General features: G+C 45.1%; 17 protein-coding genes. 10 read left to right on the forward strand and 7 right to left on the reverse strand.

Annotated features, from left to right (window positions below):
* Positions 1–17: 17 nt before the first annotated feature.
* From ureA to AB3F25_RS04830, 8 genes are all read left to right on the forward strand, one after another.
* Positions 18–320, forward strand: a complete 303-nt coding sequence (gene ureA / locus AB3F25_RS04795) for an urease subunit gamma (protein WP_373602761.1) — start codon at positions 18–20, stop codon at positions 318–320.
* Between the two features lie 68 nt (positions 321–388).
* Positions 389–694 carry an urease subunit beta gene (gene ureB / locus AB3F25_RS04800; RefSeq protein WP_373602762.1) on the forward strand — a complete coding sequence of 102 codons (306 nt, stop codon included), beginning with the start codon at positions 389–391 and terminating at the stop codon, positions 692–694.
* A 9-nt stretch (positions 695–703) separates the two neighbouring features.
* A complete protein-coding gene (gene ureC, locus AB3F25_RS04805) occupies positions 704–2422 on the forward strand; it encodes an urease subunit alpha (RefSeq protein ID WP_373602763.1) in 1719 nt (572 codons plus the stop codon).
* Positions 2423–2522: 100 nt separating this feature from the next.
* Positions 2523–3080, forward strand: a complete 558-nt coding sequence (gene ureE / locus AB3F25_RS04810) for an urease accessory protein UreE (RefSeq protein ID WP_373602764.1) — start codon at positions 2523–2525, stop codon at positions 3078–3080.
* A complete protein-coding gene (locus AB3F25_RS04815; protein WP_373602765.1) occupies positions 3065–3772 on the forward strand; it encodes an urease accessory protein UreF in 708 nt (235 codons plus the stop codon). The genes ureE and AB3F25_RS04815 overlap by 16 nt, the downstream gene beginning before the upstream one ends.
* Positions 3773–3875: 103 nt before the next feature.
* Positions 3876–4511, forward strand: coding sequence for an urease accessory protein UreG (gene ureG / locus AB3F25_RS04820; RefSeq protein ID WP_373602766.1), 636 nt, complete (start codon positions 3876–3878; stop codon positions 4509–4511).
* Between the two features lie 57 nt (positions 4512–4568).
* Positions 4569–5390: an urease accessory protein UreD gene (locus tag AB3F25_RS04825; protein ID WP_373602767.1), complete on the forward strand. Its 822-nt coding sequence runs from the start codon at positions 4569–4571 to the stop codon at positions 5388–5390.
* 398 nt (positions 5391–5788) lie between these two features.
* On the forward strand, positions 5789–6271 hold the full coding sequence (locus AB3F25_RS04830; RefSeq protein ID WP_373602768.1) for a Dps family protein: 483 nt from the start codon (positions 5789–5791) through the stop codon (positions 6269–6271).
* A gap of 254 nt (positions 6272–6525) precedes the next feature.
* Here AB3F25_RS04830 and recD read toward each other — a convergent pair whose 3' ends face one another.
* The 5 genes from recD to AB3F25_RS04855 form a co-directional block, all read right to left on the reverse strand.
* Complete coding sequence (gene recD, locus AB3F25_RS04835; RefSeq protein ID WP_373602769.1) at positions 6526–8490, reverse strand: exodeoxyribonuclease V subunit alpha; 1965 nt, start codon at positions 8488–8490, stop codon at positions 6526–6528.
* On the reverse strand, positions 8490–12143 hold the full coding sequence (gene recB / locus AB3F25_RS04840) for an exodeoxyribonuclease V subunit beta (protein WP_373602770.1): 3654 nt from the start codon (positions 12141–12143) through the stop codon (positions 8490–8492). The genes recD and recB overlap by 1 nt, the downstream gene beginning before the upstream one ends.
* A 177-nt stretch (positions 12144–12320) precedes the next feature.
* Positions 12321–12677, reverse strand: coding sequence for a DsrE/DsrF/TusD sulfur relay family protein (locus AB3F25_RS04845; RefSeq protein ID WP_373602771.1), 357 nt, complete (start codon positions 12675–12677; stop codon positions 12321–12323).
* Between the two features lie 107 nt (positions 12678–12784).
* Positions 12785–14080 carry an NCS2 family permease gene (locus AB3F25_RS04850; protein ID WP_373602772.1) on the reverse strand — a complete coding sequence of 432 codons (1296 nt, stop codon included), beginning with the start codon at positions 14078–14080 and terminating at the stop codon, positions 12785–12787.
* Between the two features lie 30 nt (positions 14081–14110).
* Complete coding sequence (locus AB3F25_RS04855; RefSeq protein WP_373602773.1) at positions 14111–15064, reverse strand: oxidoreductase; 954 nt, start codon at positions 15062–15064, stop codon at positions 14111–14113.
* Between the two features lie 58 nt (positions 15065–15122).
* Between AB3F25_RS04855 and ybaK the strand changes: the two genes are divergently transcribed.
* Positions 15123–15602 carry a Cys-tRNA(Pro) deacylase gene (ybaK, locus tag AB3F25_RS04860; protein WP_373602774.1) on the forward strand — a complete coding sequence of 160 codons (480 nt, stop codon included), beginning with the start codon at positions 15123–15125 and terminating at the stop codon, positions 15600–15602.
* A 166-nt stretch (positions 15603–15768) separates the two neighbouring features.
* On the opposite strand, the gene fabA is transcribed toward ybaK, so the two are convergent.
* Both fabA and AB3F25_RS04870 read right to left on the reverse strand, forming a co-directional pair.
* The gene (fabA, locus tag AB3F25_RS04865; protein ID WP_373602775.1) at positions 15769–16302 is read right to left on the reverse strand and encodes a bifunctional 3-hydroxydecanoyl-ACP dehydratase/trans-2-decenoyl-ACP isomerase; all 534 of its coding nucleotides are present in this window, start codon (positions 16300–16302) and stop codon (positions 15769–15771) included.
* A gap of 180 nt (positions 16303–16482) precedes the next feature.
* The gene (locus AB3F25_RS04870) at positions 16483–18246 is read right to left on the reverse strand and encodes an AAA family ATPase (RefSeq protein ID WP_373602776.1); all 1764 of its coding nucleotides are present in this window, start codon (positions 18244–18246) and stop codon (positions 16483–16485) included.
* 127 nt (positions 18247–18373) lie between these two features.
* Here AB3F25_RS04870 and matP point away from each other — a divergent pair, with 127 nt between their 5' ends.
* Positions 18374–18820: a macrodomain Ter protein MatP gene (gene matP / locus AB3F25_RS04875; RefSeq protein WP_373602777.1), complete on the forward strand. Its 447-nt coding sequence runs from the start codon at positions 18374–18376 to the stop codon at positions 18818–18820.
* Positions 18821–18834 lie beyond the last annotated feature (14 nt).

Raw genomic sequence — 18834 nt, forward strand, 5'->3', positions numbered from 1 at the left:
ATAAAAGGACGGCAAACATGCATCTAACATCCAGAGAACAAGAAAAGCTGATGCTTTTCCTCGCGGGCGAACTGGCGGCAAAACGCAAAGCGCGCGGGCTAAAATTAAATTATCCGGAAGCCATCGCCTACATCGCCAGCCACTTGCAAGAAGCGGCGCGCGATGGCATGAGCGTAGCGGAGGTAATGCAATATGGCGCAACATTATTAAGTGTTGAAGATGTTATGGAAGGCGTGCCGGAAATGGTGCACGAAGTGCAGATTGAAGCGACCTTTCCGGATGGTACGAAGTTGGTGACGGTACATAACCCAATTAGATAAAAAGAAGTTCCCTCTTAGCAAAAAGAGGGCATTTCGTGCAAATTTAAAAATAGAAGGATTTAAACAATATGATCCCAGGCGAATACAAACTAGCCGAAGGTAACATTCATGCCAATGCGGGGCGAAAGACTGTGAAAATTGATGTGGTGAACAAGGGTGATCGTCCGATCCAAGTCGGTTCACACTATCACTTTTTTGAAACCAACCATGCCCTTGAATTTGACCGCTCATTGGCGCGCGGTATGCGTTTAAACGTACCGTCCGGCAATGCGGTGCGTTTTGAACCGGGCGAAATCAAAACAGTGGAACTGGTTGCCTTTGGCGGAAACCAAGTGATTTATGGTTTCCATAATGAAATTAGCGGTAAATTATAGGGGGCGATGATGGCATTAACGATTTCAAGAAGCCAATATGTGGCGACTTACGGGCCGACCGTGGGCGATAGCGTGCGTTTGGGCGACACCGATTTATGGGCAACTATTGAGCAAGATTTATTGACCAAAGGCGACGAATGCAAATTTGGCGGTGGCAAAAGCGTGCGCGACGGTATGGCGCAATCCGGCACGGCAACGCGCGACAATCCGAGCGTGTTGGATTTGGCAATCACCAACGTGATGATTATTGATGCCAAACTCGGCATCATCAAAGCAGACATCGGTATTCGCGACGGACGTATTGTCGGCATCGGTCAAGCCGGTAATCCTGATACGATGGACGGCGTAACCCCGAATATGATTATTGGCGCGAGTACCGAAGTACATAATGGCGCACATTTAATCGCCACTGCAGGCGGGATTGACACCCATATCCATTGGATCTGTCCGCAACAGGCACAGCACGCCATTGAAAACGGCATCACTACGATGATCGGCGGCGGCACGGGTCCGGCGGACGGCACCCACGCCACCACTTGTACTCCGGGAGCATGGAACTTACAACGCATGTTCCAAGCGGCAGAAGCCTTGCCTGTGAATGTCGGCTTTTTCGGCAAAGGCAACTGCTCCACCCTTGAACCGCTGCGCGAGCAAATTCGTGCAGGCGCATTGGGCTTGAAAATTCATGAAGACTGGGGCGCAACGCCGGCAGTAATTGATGCAGCGTTAAAAGTGGCCGATGAAATGGATGTGCAAGTGGCGATCCACACCGACACGCTGAACGAAAGCGGTTTCTTAGAAGACACGATGAAAGCGATTAACGGACGCGTGATCCATACCTTCCACACCGAAGGTGCGGGCGGCGGACACGCACCAGACATTATCAAGGCAGCGATGTATCCGAACGTGCTCCCCGCTTCCACCAACCCGACTCGCCCCTTCACGGTAAACACAATTGACGAGCATTTGGATATGTTGATGGTCTGCCACCATTTGGATAAACGCGTACCTGAAGACGTGGCGTTTGCCGACAGCCGTATCCGCCCTGAAACCATCGCTGCGGAAGATATTTTACATGATATCGGCGTATTCTCGATTATGAGTTCTGACTCGCAAGCCATGGGGCGCGTGGGCGAGGTGGTAACACGAACATGGCAAACCGCCGACAAAATGAAAGCGCAACGCGGCAAACTCGGCAATGAAGGCAACGACAACTTCCGCATCAAACGCTACATTGCAAAATACACCATCAACCCAGCGATTGCACACGGTATAGCCGATCACGTTGGTTCATTGGAAGTGGGTAAAATCGCCGACATTGTACTCTGGAAACCGATGTTCTTCGGTGTAAAACCGGAAACCGTAATCAAAAAAGGCTTCATCAGTTTTTCAAAAATGGGCGATCCAAACGCCTCTATCCCAACCCCGCAACCGGTGTTCTACCGCTCAATGTTTGGTAGCCAAGGGAAAGCCACCGCCCAAACTGCCGTGTTTTTTGTTTCCGAAGCCGGCAAACAAGCGGATATTCAATCCCAATACGGCTTAGAAAAAGAGCTCATTGCCGTTAAAGGCTGCCGTAATGTAGGCAAAAAAGACTTGGTGCTAAACAACGCTACGCCTGAAATCACTGTCGATCCTGAGCGTTACGAAGTGCGGGTAGATGGCGAGTTAATCACCTGCGAACCCGCGAAAAAAGTGCCACTGGCGCAGCGGTATTTTATGTTCTAGCGATAGGTACTGTTTTGCGATTATTGACCAATCGACCAATCATTTAATATCCAATTTGGATACGTACTGCCCCGAGCTTTCGTAAAATTAAAGAAATAATATGAAAATCATCAAGCCAATTCTGCCTGTTATAGAAAATATCTTGGGCAATTTAACCGCACTTCGCGCTGGAGGCAAAATCACTACTCAAACCATTGAACGCGTGCCGTTACAGTGGTATGAAAGCGAACGTAACATCTTACGTAAAACGACTGAAACGGGGCGCGAGGTGGCGTTGCGTTTGCTTAAAGAAGGGCAACGTTTGCAACATGATGACGTGGTGTTTCTTAACGATAACTTGGCGATCGTAATCGATATTCAGCCAAGCGAAGTGATTGTGCTTTCGCCGAAAACCCTGCCTGAAATGGCTCGTGCTTGCTATGAAATCGGCAATAAACATTCGCCGCTCTTTTTAGATGGCAATGAAGTCACATTGCCATATGACAAACCGATGTTCGAATGGCTACAAGCGGCGGGATTTGCGCCGCAAAAAGCAGAACGCCGTTTAAGCCAAGCGTTGCGGGCGAACTCGGCGCAAGGTCACGGGCATTCTCACAGCCATTCGCACGATCATCACGGCTATCACCACCACGGAGACGGAAATTGGCACAGGCATTAAATCGCTCATTGACGGATCTCGGCGCATTATTGCACTTAGTCGATCCTACCCTGCCGATTGGCGGTTTTAATCACTCCAACGGCTTGGAAACCTTCGTTCAACAACGTATGGTGGCAAGCAAAGCTACACTTGAAGAATATGTGCAAACCCAGCTATTACAAAACTGGATTTACAATGACGGCGCCTATTTATCACTCGCGTTTGATGCAATGAACGAAGGTAATTTCAACCGCTTATGTGAGCTGGATTGGCAACTTTCTGCCACCAAAGTCGCACGCGAAAGTCGCGAAGGCAGCTTTAAACTTGGCATTCGATTACTGAAAATTTTTATCCGCTACGAAACGAATTCGCTACTCACCGCATACCAACAAGCGATTACAGAAAAACGCGTGCAAGGCTATTTCCCTATCGTGTTTGCCATGGTCGCCCAAGCAATGGGTTTAAGCAAAGCCGATACGCTCTACGCGTTCTACTACAATGCAGCCGTCGGCGCGATTACTAACGGCGTAAAATTAATTCCACTCAGCCAAATGGACGGACAGGATATTCTATTTAATTTGCGTGATTCACTGGTGCAAGCGGTGGAATTAAGCCTTGAACCCGACGAAGAATGGCTTGGCGCAGCAACTCTAGCGAATGATATTCGGGCAATGCAGCACGAACAACTTTATACCAGATTATATATGTCATAACCTGTAGGCAGTGTGTACCCGGTTCACACACGGAATTGATTTTCGTGCGTAAATTACAAAATCCATCCACACATCCTACGTAAACCAAAGGAAATAAAAACAAATGCGTAACTACATCAAAATCGGCGTGGCGGGTCCTGTTGGCGCGGGCAAAACAGCGTTAATTGAAAAACTCACCCGAGAAATCGCGTCAAAATACAGCGTGGCGGTAATTACCAACGACATCTATACCCAAGAAGATGCGGAATTTCTAACCAAAAACAGTTTGCTTCCACCGGAACGCATTATGGGCGTGGAAACGGGTGGTTGTCCGCACACGGCGATCCGTGAAGATGCATCGATGAATTTAGAAGCGGTGGACGAAATGGCGACGCGTTTTCCTGATGTGGAAATCATATTTATTGAGTCAGGCGGCGACAACCTTTCGGCCACTTTCAGTCCCGATTTAGCGGATGTGACGATTTTCGTAATCGATGTAGCACAAGGTGAAAAAATCCCACGTAAAGGCGGACCGGGTATCACCCGTTCGGATTTACTCGTCATCAACAAAACTGATCTCGCCCCGTTCGTAGGCGCAGATTTAAGCGTAATGGAAGCTGACGCCCGCCGTATGCGTAATGGCCAGCCGTTTATCTTTACCAATTTAATGAAAAAAGAAAATTTGGACGGCGTGATCGGCTGGATTGAAAAATACGCGTTGTTAAAGAATGTGGAAGAACCGTCGTCGTTAGTTCGATAAATAGGTTCCCTCCGTAAGCGGAGGGAAGAACAGGATTAACTATTTGTGCAAAATGCAATGAACAGCAAGCTCAAACTTTCTACCAAGCTCTCCGCCAACGGCAAAACCCAACTTGCCGAGTGTTTCGCCACGCCGCCGTTTAAACTCATGACGTTGCCAAACTACGGCGAACATTGGCGTGACGGATTGAATGCGGTGCTGATGTCGTCGTCCCCCGGCTTATTAGGTGGCGATCAATTGGATATTCAAATTCAGCTTACAAAGGCAAGCACACTTTCGTTGAACACACAGGCGTTTACTCGCGTGCAGGCAATGAATGAAGGCGATCTTGCCGAGCAAATTACGCAGATTCAATTAGTCGAAAACAGCCGATTGTTCTATTTACCGCATCCGTTAGTGCTACACAAAGATTCGGCATTCAAACAAAAAACTCAAATTGAAATGAGCGAAAACAGTGAGTTAATTTACGGCGAAATCGTAGCAATCGGACGTGTGTTAACTCATGAGCGCTTTGCTTTTCGTCAATTTTCTTCCCATTTAAAAATTGTAGCGTGGCAAAATAACGGCCAAAAACACCCGCTGGTAAGCGATTGTATTCAGTGGCTACCCGCTCAAATGAATTTGACCGCCTTAAGCCAAATGGAAAATTATTCTCACCAAGGCACGCTGATTTATTTGAACTTAGCGAAAAACGCGGCAGACTTAAAAGACCAATTACAAGAAATTCATGCCATTATCGGAAATCAAAAAAACATGTTGGTCGGCGCGTCGTTGCTTCATCAAGCCGGCATAACAGTACGAGCGCTGGGACATCGCGCCGAACAAATTCAGCAACTTTTCGGCACGCTTGCCAACTATCTGCAAGTAAAAAAAGCCTAAAACGTTTCCTTACATTAAGTCTATTGCTGAACATTAAAAATAGCACCGCATTGAAGCCACCATATACGAGGTTTCAATGCGGTGCTATTTTGCGGGATCGCAGTATGGCTGTAACGAGCGGCAATTGATAATAAATGCAAAACCGGTTTTACCGACATCAAATCGAAATCTTGGCAACGTTCGGTAACTTGTCGAGACTTTAAAAAGTAACGTAATAAGCCCCTTGAACATCAATCAATCGTTAAAATTTAAAAAATTTTAATAATTCAATATAAATTACCTATTAATTCTATCCAGCAAAGCCATTTTACCCCACATAATTCCTACGTATAATGTGCTCCATCGAAAGCAAAAACGCTTAGAGCAAAATTAATCAACTAAATATGGAGGAAAATACAATGTCAAAAACATCTATCGGACTAGATAAAGCACAATCTGCAGAACTTGCGGGCAAATTAAACGATCTTCTTGCAACTTACCAAGTTTTCTACACCAACGTGCGCGGTTATCACTGGAATATTAAAGGCGTAAACTTCTTTGAATTACACGCTAAATTTGAGGAAATCTACACGGATTTAATCAATAAAGTGGATGAAGTGGCCGAACGTATCTTAACCTTAGGTTACACGCCGAATAATGCCTACAGCCAATATTTAAAAGCATCACGTATTAAAGAAGAAATCGCGGTAAGCAGCGCGCAGGACTGTTTATCGGGCACCTTAGCGGGCTTAAAAGTATTACTTGAACAACAACGTGAAATTCTTGAGCTTGCCGGTGAAGCAGGCGATGAAGGGACGAACTCTCAAATGAGCGACTACATTAAAGAACAAGAAAAACTTGTCTGGATGTTCCAAGCCGCTTGTCAAACTTGCCACGCTTAGTGCTTGTTAAATAAAAAAACCTACCGGCCGGTAGGTTTTTTATCGCTTCTGTTTAACTTCTATCACTTCCTTTCAGAATCTATGGATGCGTTCTCTCGTCAAGTAAAACAACGCTGAAGAATCACATTAAGCCGGCTAATCCTTTTATTTGCCTCGGCCCGCGTAGATATCGGTTTAAACACAAAACGAATTGAAGTCTCCTAACAGCACCGCATTGAAAGCCGCCATATACGGGGTTTCAATGCGGTGCTGTTTTAATCATCCATTGAGATTAACCGTTCTAATAATTTTCCTAATCCGCTTTGCCGTTTTACCGTTTGACGCAGTGCCATTTTCCAGATTTTTTCGTCGGCGAAAACGGTGAGGCGTTGTTTCGCGCGAGTCACGCCGGTAAACACTAATTCGCGCGATAATACAGGATTCGGTTCCGTCGGCAGCACCATTAACGCGTGCTCAAATTCCGAACCCTGGGATTTATGAATCGTCATCATAAACGCCGGTTCATGCGCCGGAATGCGACTGGTCGGCACTTCACGCTTGCCAAACCACACTTTGCCATGCGCCAAACACAAGCCAATGTCGCCGTTATACAAGCGCACATTATGATCGTTTTGCGTAATCATAATCGGCTTGCCGATATACCAATCTTGTTCGTGGCGAAATCGCAATAAATTTTCGCCACGCAACGCCAGTGCGATTTCCCGATTAAGATTTTCTACGCCCAATGCGGTGCTGCGCAGCGCAGTCAAAAATCTTGTCGAATTAAACAGCGCTTGAATCGCTTCCGCATAACTTTCGCCTTCCTGATTAAGTGCATTAAAGTCCCGTTTTTCCAATTGTAAACGACGCAATTGCGTTAAAAAAACACGATAATTTTGCACCGCACTTTGCACCACCCGCCGCACCAATTCGGCCTCATTTTCCGTATTATTGAAAGCCTGAAAATGCAATTCCGGATATTGTCCGAATAATTCGAGGCTTTCTTCTGCTGCGCCGCGCTGAATCTGCTCGGCCAATTTGCCGATGCCGGAATTTTCATCAAAACGGCGACTAAACGTAAGATGGCATAAAGCATCGCGCAACGGATTCGCATTTTCCGTGCTTGGCACCGTATAACCGCTGGTTTCGCGCAAATAATCCGCCTGCGCACGGCTGTAAGGTTGATGACGCCACTGCGCCAATTCGCCGAGCACCGCACCGGCTTCTACGGAAGCTAATTGCGCTTGGTCGCCCAATAAAATTAAGCGTGTTTCGGGTTTTAATGCGTTAATCAATTTCGCCATTAACGGCAAATCAATCATCGAAGTTTCGTCCACCACCAACACATCTAATTGCAACGGATTACGCGCGTTATGATGCGTATTGTCGTTAAATGCATTAATGCCGAGCAAACTGTGCAAAGTCGATGCGTTTTGCGGTACGGATTGCACTAACGCCTCAGGCAACGCCATTTGACGGCTTAAAAAACGTAAGGCATTTTGCACTGATTCTTCCAAACGCGAGGCTGCTTTGCCCGTCGGTGCCACCAATTTGATATGCAATTGATGTTGATACAATTCCTGCAACACCAACAACAAACGGGTTACCGTGGTCGTTTTACCGGTGCCCGGGCCGCCGGTAATTACGCAAAACGGGCTTTTAATCGCCGTAGCCACCGCGACTTTTTGCCAATCAATAATATTTGTTGCTGCGGAAAAATCAGATTGCGGGAAATAAGCCGCTAATTTTTCGCGAATTTGTGGCACCGAAAAAGGCAAACGGGGCTCGCTTTTCAAGGCGTTTTTTATATATTGCGCGATGCGATATTCATCTTGCCAAGCGCGATAAAAATATAACGCGTCGAATTGAAACGCCAAGGGTGCAGCATTCACAAGAGGATCTTCAGTAAACGCCGGATGACCACGCAGCCGCTTTTGCCATTGCTCAACCGGCAAGGCTTCAATGCGGTGCCAAATGCGATGCTGAATATCGAGCAGATAATTCCGTTCCGTAACGCGATAGGCCAAACCGAACAAATTGCCCGCTAACGCCGGTTCCAACAGGATACAGGTATTGCCTTGCGCGTAATGCCAACTGCACAGGGCAGCGAGTAAAATCGCCAAGTTTTTTACCGGTTCCGGTAAGTCCGTCGGCTGTTTATCGGCAATCAATTTGGCGAAATAATAATCGCCGTGACTGATAATGTTCCGTTCGTTCAGTTCTTTTAACAGGCTTAACATTAAAACGCCTCCTCTATAGCTTGCATCAATTGCACGCTCGGGCGATCAAAAAACACGCCGGATTGAGCTTCACCATTCATACCGCGCAAGAACAAATAAAATACGCCACCAAAATCGCGTTCGTAATCATAATCACGATCGACACGTTTCAAATAACGGTGTAACGCCAAGCAATACAGCAAATATTGCCAATCGTAATGATGATACAACATGGCTTTTTGCAACGCCGACGGCGCGTAATCCGCCGTATTTTCACCGAGGAAATTAGATTTGTAATCCAGCAAATAATATTTGCCTTGATGACGAAAAACCAAATCGATGGTGCCACGCAACATGCCTTGAATATCGTCAAATCGCAATGGTTCGCTTGGCAAATGGTGATGGGCTTGCAGCGCTCGGTTAAAATCGGCAACCTTAAAACGCTCACGAATCGCCAAATAAAATGGCATTTCTTTAATACAATCTTGCGCGGCCAAAGCGGCAAGATAGAGCATCGGATCCGTCGAAAAAGGCGTGTATGCAATTTGCTCAACCCATTTTTGTAACGGTGTCACAAAAGCTTCATCTAAATGCAAATCTTGGCAAAGTTTTTCAAGCGCGGTTTTATCAGCTAACGCACCAAAATCATTTTTTTCCAAATAGCGATGCAATAACGTGCCGGTTTGCGTACCGTGCGGTAAATCTAAACCGCTCGGTTCCGTTCTTGATTCAGAAGAAACCGCAATTGAACTCAGTGAAGTTTCTGATTCAATTTGCCCGTCGTAATCTTTTGCCTCATCAAAAACAATAGCGCTTTTCGATGTATTTTCATCCAGCACGTTACTTTCAGCAAAGTCATTTTGCCAACGATGAGCCCGTTCAATAGCGGTGAAACTGGTGACCTGCCAATTTTGCTCGATTTCGCCGTGAAATTGCGCCACGCACAACGTTTCTTGTTGTTCGGATAAGGCTAACGGTGGCAGTTTTACTAAACTTTCGGCCGCGCTAATTTGCACACTTGGCATCCGCGCTTTAAACGCCTCAAGCAACGGCTCAGCGGCATATGCTTGCGGTAAATCCGAAGCCTCGCCGATTTCACCTTGTGTTAACACATAAAGCAACGGGTTCCATTTTTTCTCAAACTGCGTCGGCAAGGCAAACGCCATTTGATATTTCGCACGGGTCAACGCCACATACAGCAAACGCAGTTCTTCGGCGAAAGATTCGCGGTACAATTCCGCCGAATGACGATTTTGCATATCCCACAAAATCGCGTCTTGCGTTGCGGAATAATAAAGATTGAAGTCTTTGGTTTTATTGTTCGCTTTGCCCGGATCACGGCTCGGTACAGCTAGAAACGGCAACCATACCAAATCGTATTCCAACCCTTTGGATTTATGAATTGTCACAATTTTGATCAATTGACGTTCGCTTTCTAACCGAATTTGCGCTTCCTGTCTGCCCTCGCCTTGAATTTGTCGTTCGAGCCAACTAACTAGCGCAGCTTCACTGTCATTTAAGATTGCCGCTTGTTGTAAAATTTCCGCCAAATGTAAAAAATCCGTTAAATCCCGTTCGCCCGTTGGCCGACTTAGCAAACGTTCGGCAATGCTTTGTTCCAATAACAATCGATGCAACATTGGCAACACGCCCTGATATTGCCAAGTTTGTTGATAGCGAGCAAAACTATCCGCCCAGCGTTGCCAATCTTGTTCCGAATGCCGAATTTGGTGAATTTCCGCCGCATTTAGGCCGAACAATGCCGTGGCGATGGCATTTAAAATCGATCGTTCAGTGACTTGCAAACAGGCTTTCAACACAAATACCAATTCCTTCGCGACGAGGCTATCAAATACGCTACTTTGATCTGATAAATAAACGGAGGCAATGCCTAATTGCTGCAATTCGTTTTTCACTAAGGCCGCTTCGTTTTTATCGCGCACCAACACGGCAATATCTGCCGCTTGCAAAGGTTTAATATCGTCGCCGCATTGAAAAAATGCTTGCTTTTGCGCCGCACTTTTCAACCAATGCTGAATCGAAACAGCACAGCTGCGCGCCAATGCGGTGCTATCGAGGGACTCCGAGGTTAAATAAAATCGATAGGCGGGCTCACATTCGCCGTGCAAATAAAATCGACGATGATCTTCGCGCGCATCCACCGGCGAAAACTCGATATCGTCATAAATAAAAGGCGACGACGAAAAACCGAATAGCGCGTTTACACCGTTCACTACATTTTTTTCGGAACGATAATTTTTAGTTAAATTAAACCGTTCGTCCGCCTGCTCGGCGGCTTTGAAATAAGTGAAAATATCTGCGCCGCGAAAACGATAAATCGCCTGCTTCGGATCGCCAATCATAATGAAGCCGCTGTTTTCCGCCGAATTTTCGCGATAGATTTTAGAAAAAATGGCGTACTGTTGCACATCCGTATCCTGAAATTCGTCGATCATGGCAAAAGGATATTGAAACCGGATCATTTCCGCCAATTGCTCTCCCCGCTCACTTTGCAAAGCCTCAAACAACAAACGTAGCAAATCATCGAAAGATTTTTCTTGATGATTGCGCTTATGTTCGAACAGTTTTTGTCGAATGCCTTGGCGATAATGATAAAGGAGCAATTTGCGCAATAAATCGGGCTCAAGCAGTGCTTTTACGCGCGTTTCCAGTTCGCTGAAAATCGGTGCAGTTAAAGGCACCGCGCCTTCTTCTGCATGTTGTGCGAAAGCGGATTGCACGAAATAGCCGCGCAATTTATCGTGCACGACATAATCGTGTGGATTTTCCGCCCATTGATTAATTTGCGTGAGCCAATTTTGCGTGCGCTTGGCTTGATAAATTTTACGATTAAGCGATTTTTTTACGCCTTTGGAATAATTTTTATTGAGTTCGGCAAAAATGAGATCGCCAATGAGCACCGCATTGGAAGCCCATAATTGCTTGATTTCTTGCACGGCGGCAAGTTCTCCGCCAAGATATTGGCGCAAAAATTCATCTGTTGATAAGGATAAGGCTTCGTGATAATCCGTATCTACCCACAGATCCCGCCCCAAATCCGACTTCAACAGCTCCAGCACCGCATCGGGTGAACCCAATTCGGCGGCGATAAAATTCGCAATGGCAAACGGTTGCGGATAAAAATGCTCGCGCCAAAATTCGTTAGCAAATTGTTTAAGCAAATCCGACTGATCTTTGACTAATTCTAAATTGAAATGCACACCGGAATTGAACGCATATTGCATTAGCATACGACGACAGAAACCGTGAATGGTAAAAATTGCGGCAAGATCCATATTTTGTTCGGCAAGTTTTAAACGTCGAATGGCAAGCGGTAGATCATCGAGGGTTTTATACAAATCGGCAAGAAAAGCGTCATTGGCAAAGACGGATTCGTCCTTGTCTTGCGCATAAGCGGAAAGTTTCCGAATGGCATCGGTAAGGCGTTCGCGGATTTTTTGTTTTAATTCTTCCGTCGCCATTTCCGTAAAGGTCACCACCAAAATTTCTTCCACGTTTAATGGACGAGCAAAGCGAGGCTCGCCGGCTTGCAACAAAAGTCGAAGATAAAGCGAACCGATAGTGTAGGTTTTTCCTGTGCCGGCTGAGGCTTCAATTAAATTTACTTGATTTAATGGTAATGTGACAGGGTTAAGCGGAATGGGATTTGTCATGATTTTTGGGGTTAGAAAATAAGTGTGTTTATTTTAGAAGTTAACGACTATTTTAGCTATGTACTAAAGTGATTTTTTTACCGAGCCTTATTTCATTGGCACAGGCTGCCATAAAGAAGCAGAATGAATCTATTCAGAAAAAATAATGGCTTACGTTGCGTAAGCCATTTTTGTTGATTAAAAGTTAATTACCTTATCCGCTTCCACCGTCCAATCGGCAAGTTCAATCAGCGTGCCGATTTCGACGCCTTCCGCTAACGGCAATTCGGTGAGACCGCGCGCATTGGTGCAGGTTTTGCAAAGTTTCACCGCGGCTCCTTGCGCCGTTAAAATTTCCAACATTTGCTGTAAATGATAACCTTCGCCGGGATTTTGTTTTGCTAGTCCGCCGAGCACCGCATCGGACATTAAAAAGAGCTTCAAATTAACCGCATTTTTGTGTTGCTCTTGAATTTGTAGCGCAAGACGTAATGCGCTAAAAAAATGTTCGTCACCATAAGGCGCGGAATGAATGATAAATAGAATATTTTGCATCGGATCTCCTTATTGGTTCTGTAAAAACGGTGAAAGTCTAACACAAACAAAAGCCAATAAAAAAGGAAAGCCCACAGACTTTCCTTTATTCTGAATTTAAATCCGTTTTAACCAACCCAAACAAATTTCGCAATAAATAAAATCGACACGACCCAAACCGGGGCATTGATTTCTTTGATGCGGCCGGTGCAAATTTTCATAATGCAGTAGCTGATAAAACCAAACGCGATGCCTTCCGTAATGGAATAAGTAAACGGCATCATAGCGGCAGTGATAAATGCCGGCGTGGCTTCGGTTAAATCGTCCCATTGCACGCGGATCAGGCTGGATGCCATTAAAATCCCTACATAAACCAATGCGCCGGCGGTGGCGTAAGCCGGAACCACACCGGCAAGCGGCGAGAAGAAAATAGTAAGCAAAAATAACACGCCGACGGTAACTGCCGTTAAACCGGTGCGCCCGCCGACAGAAACACCGGCGCCGCTTTCGATGTAAGTGCTGATGGCGGATGTACCAATATACGAACCGCCCACGGCACTAATGCTATCCACAAAAAGCGCTTGTTTCATTTTTGGGAAACGTCCTTTTTCGTCACTGATGCCCGCTTTGTCCGTTACGCCAAGTAAGGTGCCGGAAGAGTCGAACAGGTTGACCAGCAAGAAAGAGAAAATAATACCGAGCAAAGCGGTATCTAACGCGCCGGCGATGTCCACCTTACCGAGCACCGCATCCAACGCCGGCGGCATCGAAATGACGCCATGGAACGTAACTGTATCGTCCAACCATAAAGCTAAACCGGTGACGACGGCGATTGAAATCAATACACCGGAGAAAATATTACGCGCGGCAAGCACCACGATAATGAAAAATCCCAATATACCAAGCAGTACTTTCGGATCATGCAAATCGCCTAGTGCGACTAAAGTAGCCGGATTGGCTACTACAAGCCCCATATTTTTAAAACCGATCAGCGCGATAAAAAAACCGATCCCCGCGCCGATACCTACGCGTAACGCCAACGGAATGGACGCCATTAACCAATAACGAATTTGCAACAACGTTAATATGAATAAGCCGACTGAGCCCCAAAAAATTGTGCCCATACCGATTTGCCACGAATAACCAAGCTTGCCCACCACCACATAAGCGAAAAATGCGTTTAAGCCCATGGCCGGCGCTAAAGCAATCGGCAAATTACTGAACAGCCCCATGGCGATAGTACCGAGTCCGGCAATCAAGCAAGTGGTGACGAAGACGACTTGCTTATCCATACCCGCGTCTCCCAATACGGACGGGTTGACAAAAACAATGTAAACCATGGTAAAAAAGGTCGTAATACCCGCAATAATTTCTGTCTTGGTGGTCGAGCCTTTCGCATGCAATTTAAAAAGTCGTTCTAACATAATGATTCCTTAAAAATTAATAGCCCTAAATTAATAACCTTTGCGATAAATCGCTTCCAATAATTTCACCGAAAGCGATGCCAAGTTAAAACGTTGTTCGTCGGCGACCGTCCAAAATTCCATGCCGTTTTCCAACGCACTCATTTGGCTAACATGTAATTTTGCCCGCTCTTCCACACTTTCGATTTCGCCATTCGTCACCGGCGTCACAAGATCTTCATGATACTGTAAAAACGCGTTATCTTGCGGTTTAAAATCGATTGCATAATCGGAAACTATTGTCACTTTCTGAGCTAACCCGTAAAACACCGGAACATTCACTGCGTGAAACAGCACCGCATTCAATTGAGGAAAAATCTTTTGCAGTTGCTGCGGCAAAGCCCGCACATTTTGCGGCTGCACGTCAAAGGCTAAGCGTGTTTCGTCTTCATCTAGCGGAATACCGTTAAGCAAACGCGCGGTTTGGCCGGCAAGTCGATTCACGATTTCGCCGTTTTGATAAGAAGCCGGCAGCAAGGAAGTAACAAAAACCTCACCGATATTCGTACTTTGCAATACCGGATAAATCGCCAAAGCAAGCTGACTGACTTGCGGATCCGGCAAACTCACGATATTACGCTGTCTCAATTCCACTAAGTCTGCTTCATTTATGCCCGGTACCACTGTCGGAACGTCGGAAAGTACGGCGCATACCCCTTTCATATCGATCACCACACAACCGTTTTCTGCCGCGGCAGCAATATGAGAGGCATATTCGATATCGCCTGCAAACAATAAATAATTGACCCTTGACCAGTCCATTTCTTGCAAGGAATATTGCACCACGCTTTGATTATTAAAACGAACGCCCTGTTCTTCTTCAAAAGGGTAAATTTCGACGATCGCTAGCGTACCGATATTTAATTCGCTTTGTTCAAGGCTTTCGACGATTTTTTCTGCCAATTCAAACTCCGCTGCAATGGCAATATTTAGACTTGCGTCCATTTTTTTCTCCGCTGTAAAATAAAACGCGTTATTCTACAAAATACCGATAGGAAATTAAATGACACCCGCAATTGATTTACTTAAAAAACAAAAAGTTCCTTTTATTCCGCATACTTACGATCATGATCCGCATAACACGCATTTCGGCGACGAAGCAGCGGAAAAATTAGGCATCGATCCCCATCGTTCTTTTAAAACCTTACTTGTCGCGGAAAATGGCGACCAGAAAAAACTCGCCTGTTTCGTGTTGCCGACATCCAATATGCTCAGCTTGAAAAAAGCCGCCAAATCTGTCGGTGCAAAAAAAGTGGAAATGGCAGATAAAGAGATTGCACAAAAAAGCACCGGTTATTTAGTGGGCGGAATCAGCCCGCTAGGCCAGAAAAAACGTTTAAAGACCTTCATAAACAGCACCGCATTGGAATTCGAGACGATTTATGTATCCGGTGGAAAACGAGGTTTGAGTGTGGAATTAGCTCCGAAAGATCTGGCTAAATTGCTAGGGGCGGAATTTATGGATGTGGTTGATGAGGAATAAGTTTATTTTATTGCCTGGCTTTAAATTAAATTCATCTATTTTCTTAGTATCAAAAAAAGAAGAGATCGAAAAAGAAGAGTAAGTAACTCATCGGACGCAACCCGATGTAATAAAACAAAAAGCCTTAGCTATCTCTAACTAAGGCTTCTCATCAATCATTAAAATCTTAAAAACTCGACGTGTCTTGGAACAATCCAACCTTAAGATCCGTCGCAGTATAGATTACGCGGCCATCTACTTCCACTTCGCCATCCGCCATGCCCATTACCAATTTACGATTAATTACACGTTTCATGTTAATGCGATAAATCACTTTCTTGGCAGAAGGCAAAATTTGACCGGTAAATTTCACTTCGCCAACCCCAAGTGCGCGGCCTTTCCCTTTACCGCCGACCCAACCGAGGAAGAAACCAACCAGTTGCCACATTGCATCCAAGCCTAAACAGCCCGGCATCACCGGATCGCCAATGAAATGGCATCCGAAAAACGGTAAATCAGGATGAATATCCAATTCCGCTTCAATGTAACCTTTATTAAACGCGCCGCCGTCTTCAGTCATTTTTACGATACGATCCATCATCAACATGGTCGGCGCAGGGAGTTGCGGACCTTCGGCACCAAATAATTCACCGCGACCGGAAGCGAGTAAATCCTCGTAGCTGTAGCTTTCTTTTTTATTTGGTGTACAAGTGTTTTGCATTTTCCTTCCTTTTTTCTCTGTTTTATTCAGCTTATTACTGACAGGCGTGCATTCTAAAAGGAATAATAAAAACTGTAAACGGCAAACATTTGTTCGCTGAACTTGTCCGATCAGTCCATTGAAATAAAAAAGAGGACTTGATAAAAAACAAAAGCGAACTATTTGTTCGCTCTTGCAAAATTAAAATCGAAAGAAATCTAACAGACCTTTCTTTGGCGGTTCCGACCGACTTTCAATGCGGTGCTGAATCAAGCGTGCGATTGGCGTTTTGCTTTCATCGTAAAAGCCCTCTTCTTCCAATAAATCTCGTTGAAAAATCAATTCGCACGTTTGATAAATATCTTCTACCGGAAAAATGAAAAATTCACCGTGTTTAACCGCTTCGACCACTTCATCGGAAAGGCTGAGTTGTTGAATCGTGGTTGCCGGAATAATCACGCCTTGCTTGCCCGTTAGACCGCGACGTTGGCAAATGCTGAAAAAGCCTTCGATTTTATCATTCACACCGCCTACTGCATGCACCAAGCCGAATTGATCAATAGCGCCTGTTATTGCGATATGTTGCGGTAAAGGCAAATCTGCCAGTGCACTGACGAGTACGCAGAAAATTGCTAAAGAAGCGCTATCGCCGTCAATTTCGCCGTAAGATTGTTCGAAGACTAGTGAAGCAGAAAAAGGCAGTTGTGACGGCAAATCTAAAATATTCGATAAACAGGCCTGCGCAATCATCATACCTTTGCTGTGAAGATTACCGGCAAGCTCGTTTTTACGCTCGACATCCACCACTTCACCGTCGCCGAATTGCACGATACAACTGATGCGCGACGGTTCACCGAAGGCAACCGGCGTGCCGGGATATTCAATCACCGATAGTCCGTTAATTTGTCCGACAATCTCGCCTTCCGTCGCCACATAAACTTGCTCGTTTAAAATATCCGCGTAAGTTTGTTCTTTTAAAAAACCATACTGAGCCGTTTGTTGTTGAAAAACCTGTTCGAAATCATCCGCTATTAGGCGATTTTTTTGTCCAAGTGTCGCTGCATTAAGCAGCATATTTTTTAATTTGGCGGGTGACGCACTAATCAAAAAGCGACTTTCACTTTCACGTACCAAAAGTTGATAAAGTTTATTGAAGGCCGAAAAATCCAGGCTAAGCCGCAGTTCTTGCGCCACTTCTCGAACGAAACCCGCCCAATTTTCTTGTTCATTAACATCTGCAACGGACAAATAACTTTCGATTTCTGCATAGTCAGCAAAACTGTATAAATCTTCTTCCAACTCGCCTAAAGTCGCCAGTTCAGTGCGGTTGCCCAGTACGATCACTTTAGTTTCAAGCGGATAACTCGGAATTTCGCACGGTAAAGCTTTAAATGGATGAGAAGAATGCCAATCAAATCGACGGCTTTGTAAAATATATTTGAGACGCTGCCATAAATCGAATTGCGCAAGTAATGTAGCTGCACTCAAAATCAACACGCCGCCGTTGGCACGATGAATCAAGCCCGGCGTAAGTTGAATATCTTGCGAACGCGGGTGCATTTTTACATTGCCAAACAATTGAAATTGATCGCAATACAATGCGCTAAGCACTTCCCCTGAGGCAGCAAAATTATCAGCTAAAGACTGCGCCGGTTCGATTTCAATATGCGGGAAAGAAAAAGAATCACCTTGTTCCACCAAATAGTTTACGCCAAAAATCGTGCGTTCTTTTGGTTGTATTTGACGAATAAGAGACATTAATAATGCGGCGTATTCTGCTTGATCATCCGCTTTCAATACCATCAGCGGACGGTTTGGATTGCGTAAAAATAATGCAAGTGCGTTTTTAGCGTTCGGTTGTAATGCCCAAAAATTGAGGGGATGTATCGGTTGTTCGGTAACGGCTAGTTGAGGTTGAAGCTCGTTCCAATCAAAGGCGCGTTCTTGAAAGAAAGATGAACTCACAGGTGGTATCTCATTAATAAAAATGGGCGCATTATCTCATATTTATCCGTATTATTAAAATCAACTGGAAAAACATCATTAAAACGCGTATATTACGCGAGTTACCACGTCACTAAACAATACCACTATGAAATACCAAAAACTCGAAAATCAAGAAGCGAATTGGAAATGGATTTACCTTATTCGCAAATATCGCGAAGGGGAAAATATTACGCGATATGAAGAAAAAAGCCTGCAAGAATCGGTGATTACCGAGTTGCTGGAAAGTCAAAATTATCCGGAAAAGATTGAAAGCTGGATTAAACGACATCTTTCGTTAGCTTTACCGATTAAACTTGATCAAGCAATTCGCGCACGCCGAAAACGCTTTTTTAACGCGGAAAAGCAATCTACCAAAAAGAAATCCATCGATTTGGAATACGCGGTATGGAAACGTCTTGCAAAATATTCACACAAAATGAATATGACCCTTTCGGAAACCATTAGTTATATGATTGATGAGCGCGAAAGCAAAGCGCTGTATGAAAGCCAAATGTCGGCAATGAAAAATAGTTTAAAAAATTTATTAAAATAAAAAAGGCAAGATAT

Origin of the sequence: Aggregatibacter sp. HMT-949 (assembly GCF_041734645.1) — a bacterium.
Taxonomy (GTDB): domain Bacteria; phylum Pseudomonadota; class Gammaproteobacteria; order Enterobacterales; family Pasteurellaceae; genus Rodentibacter.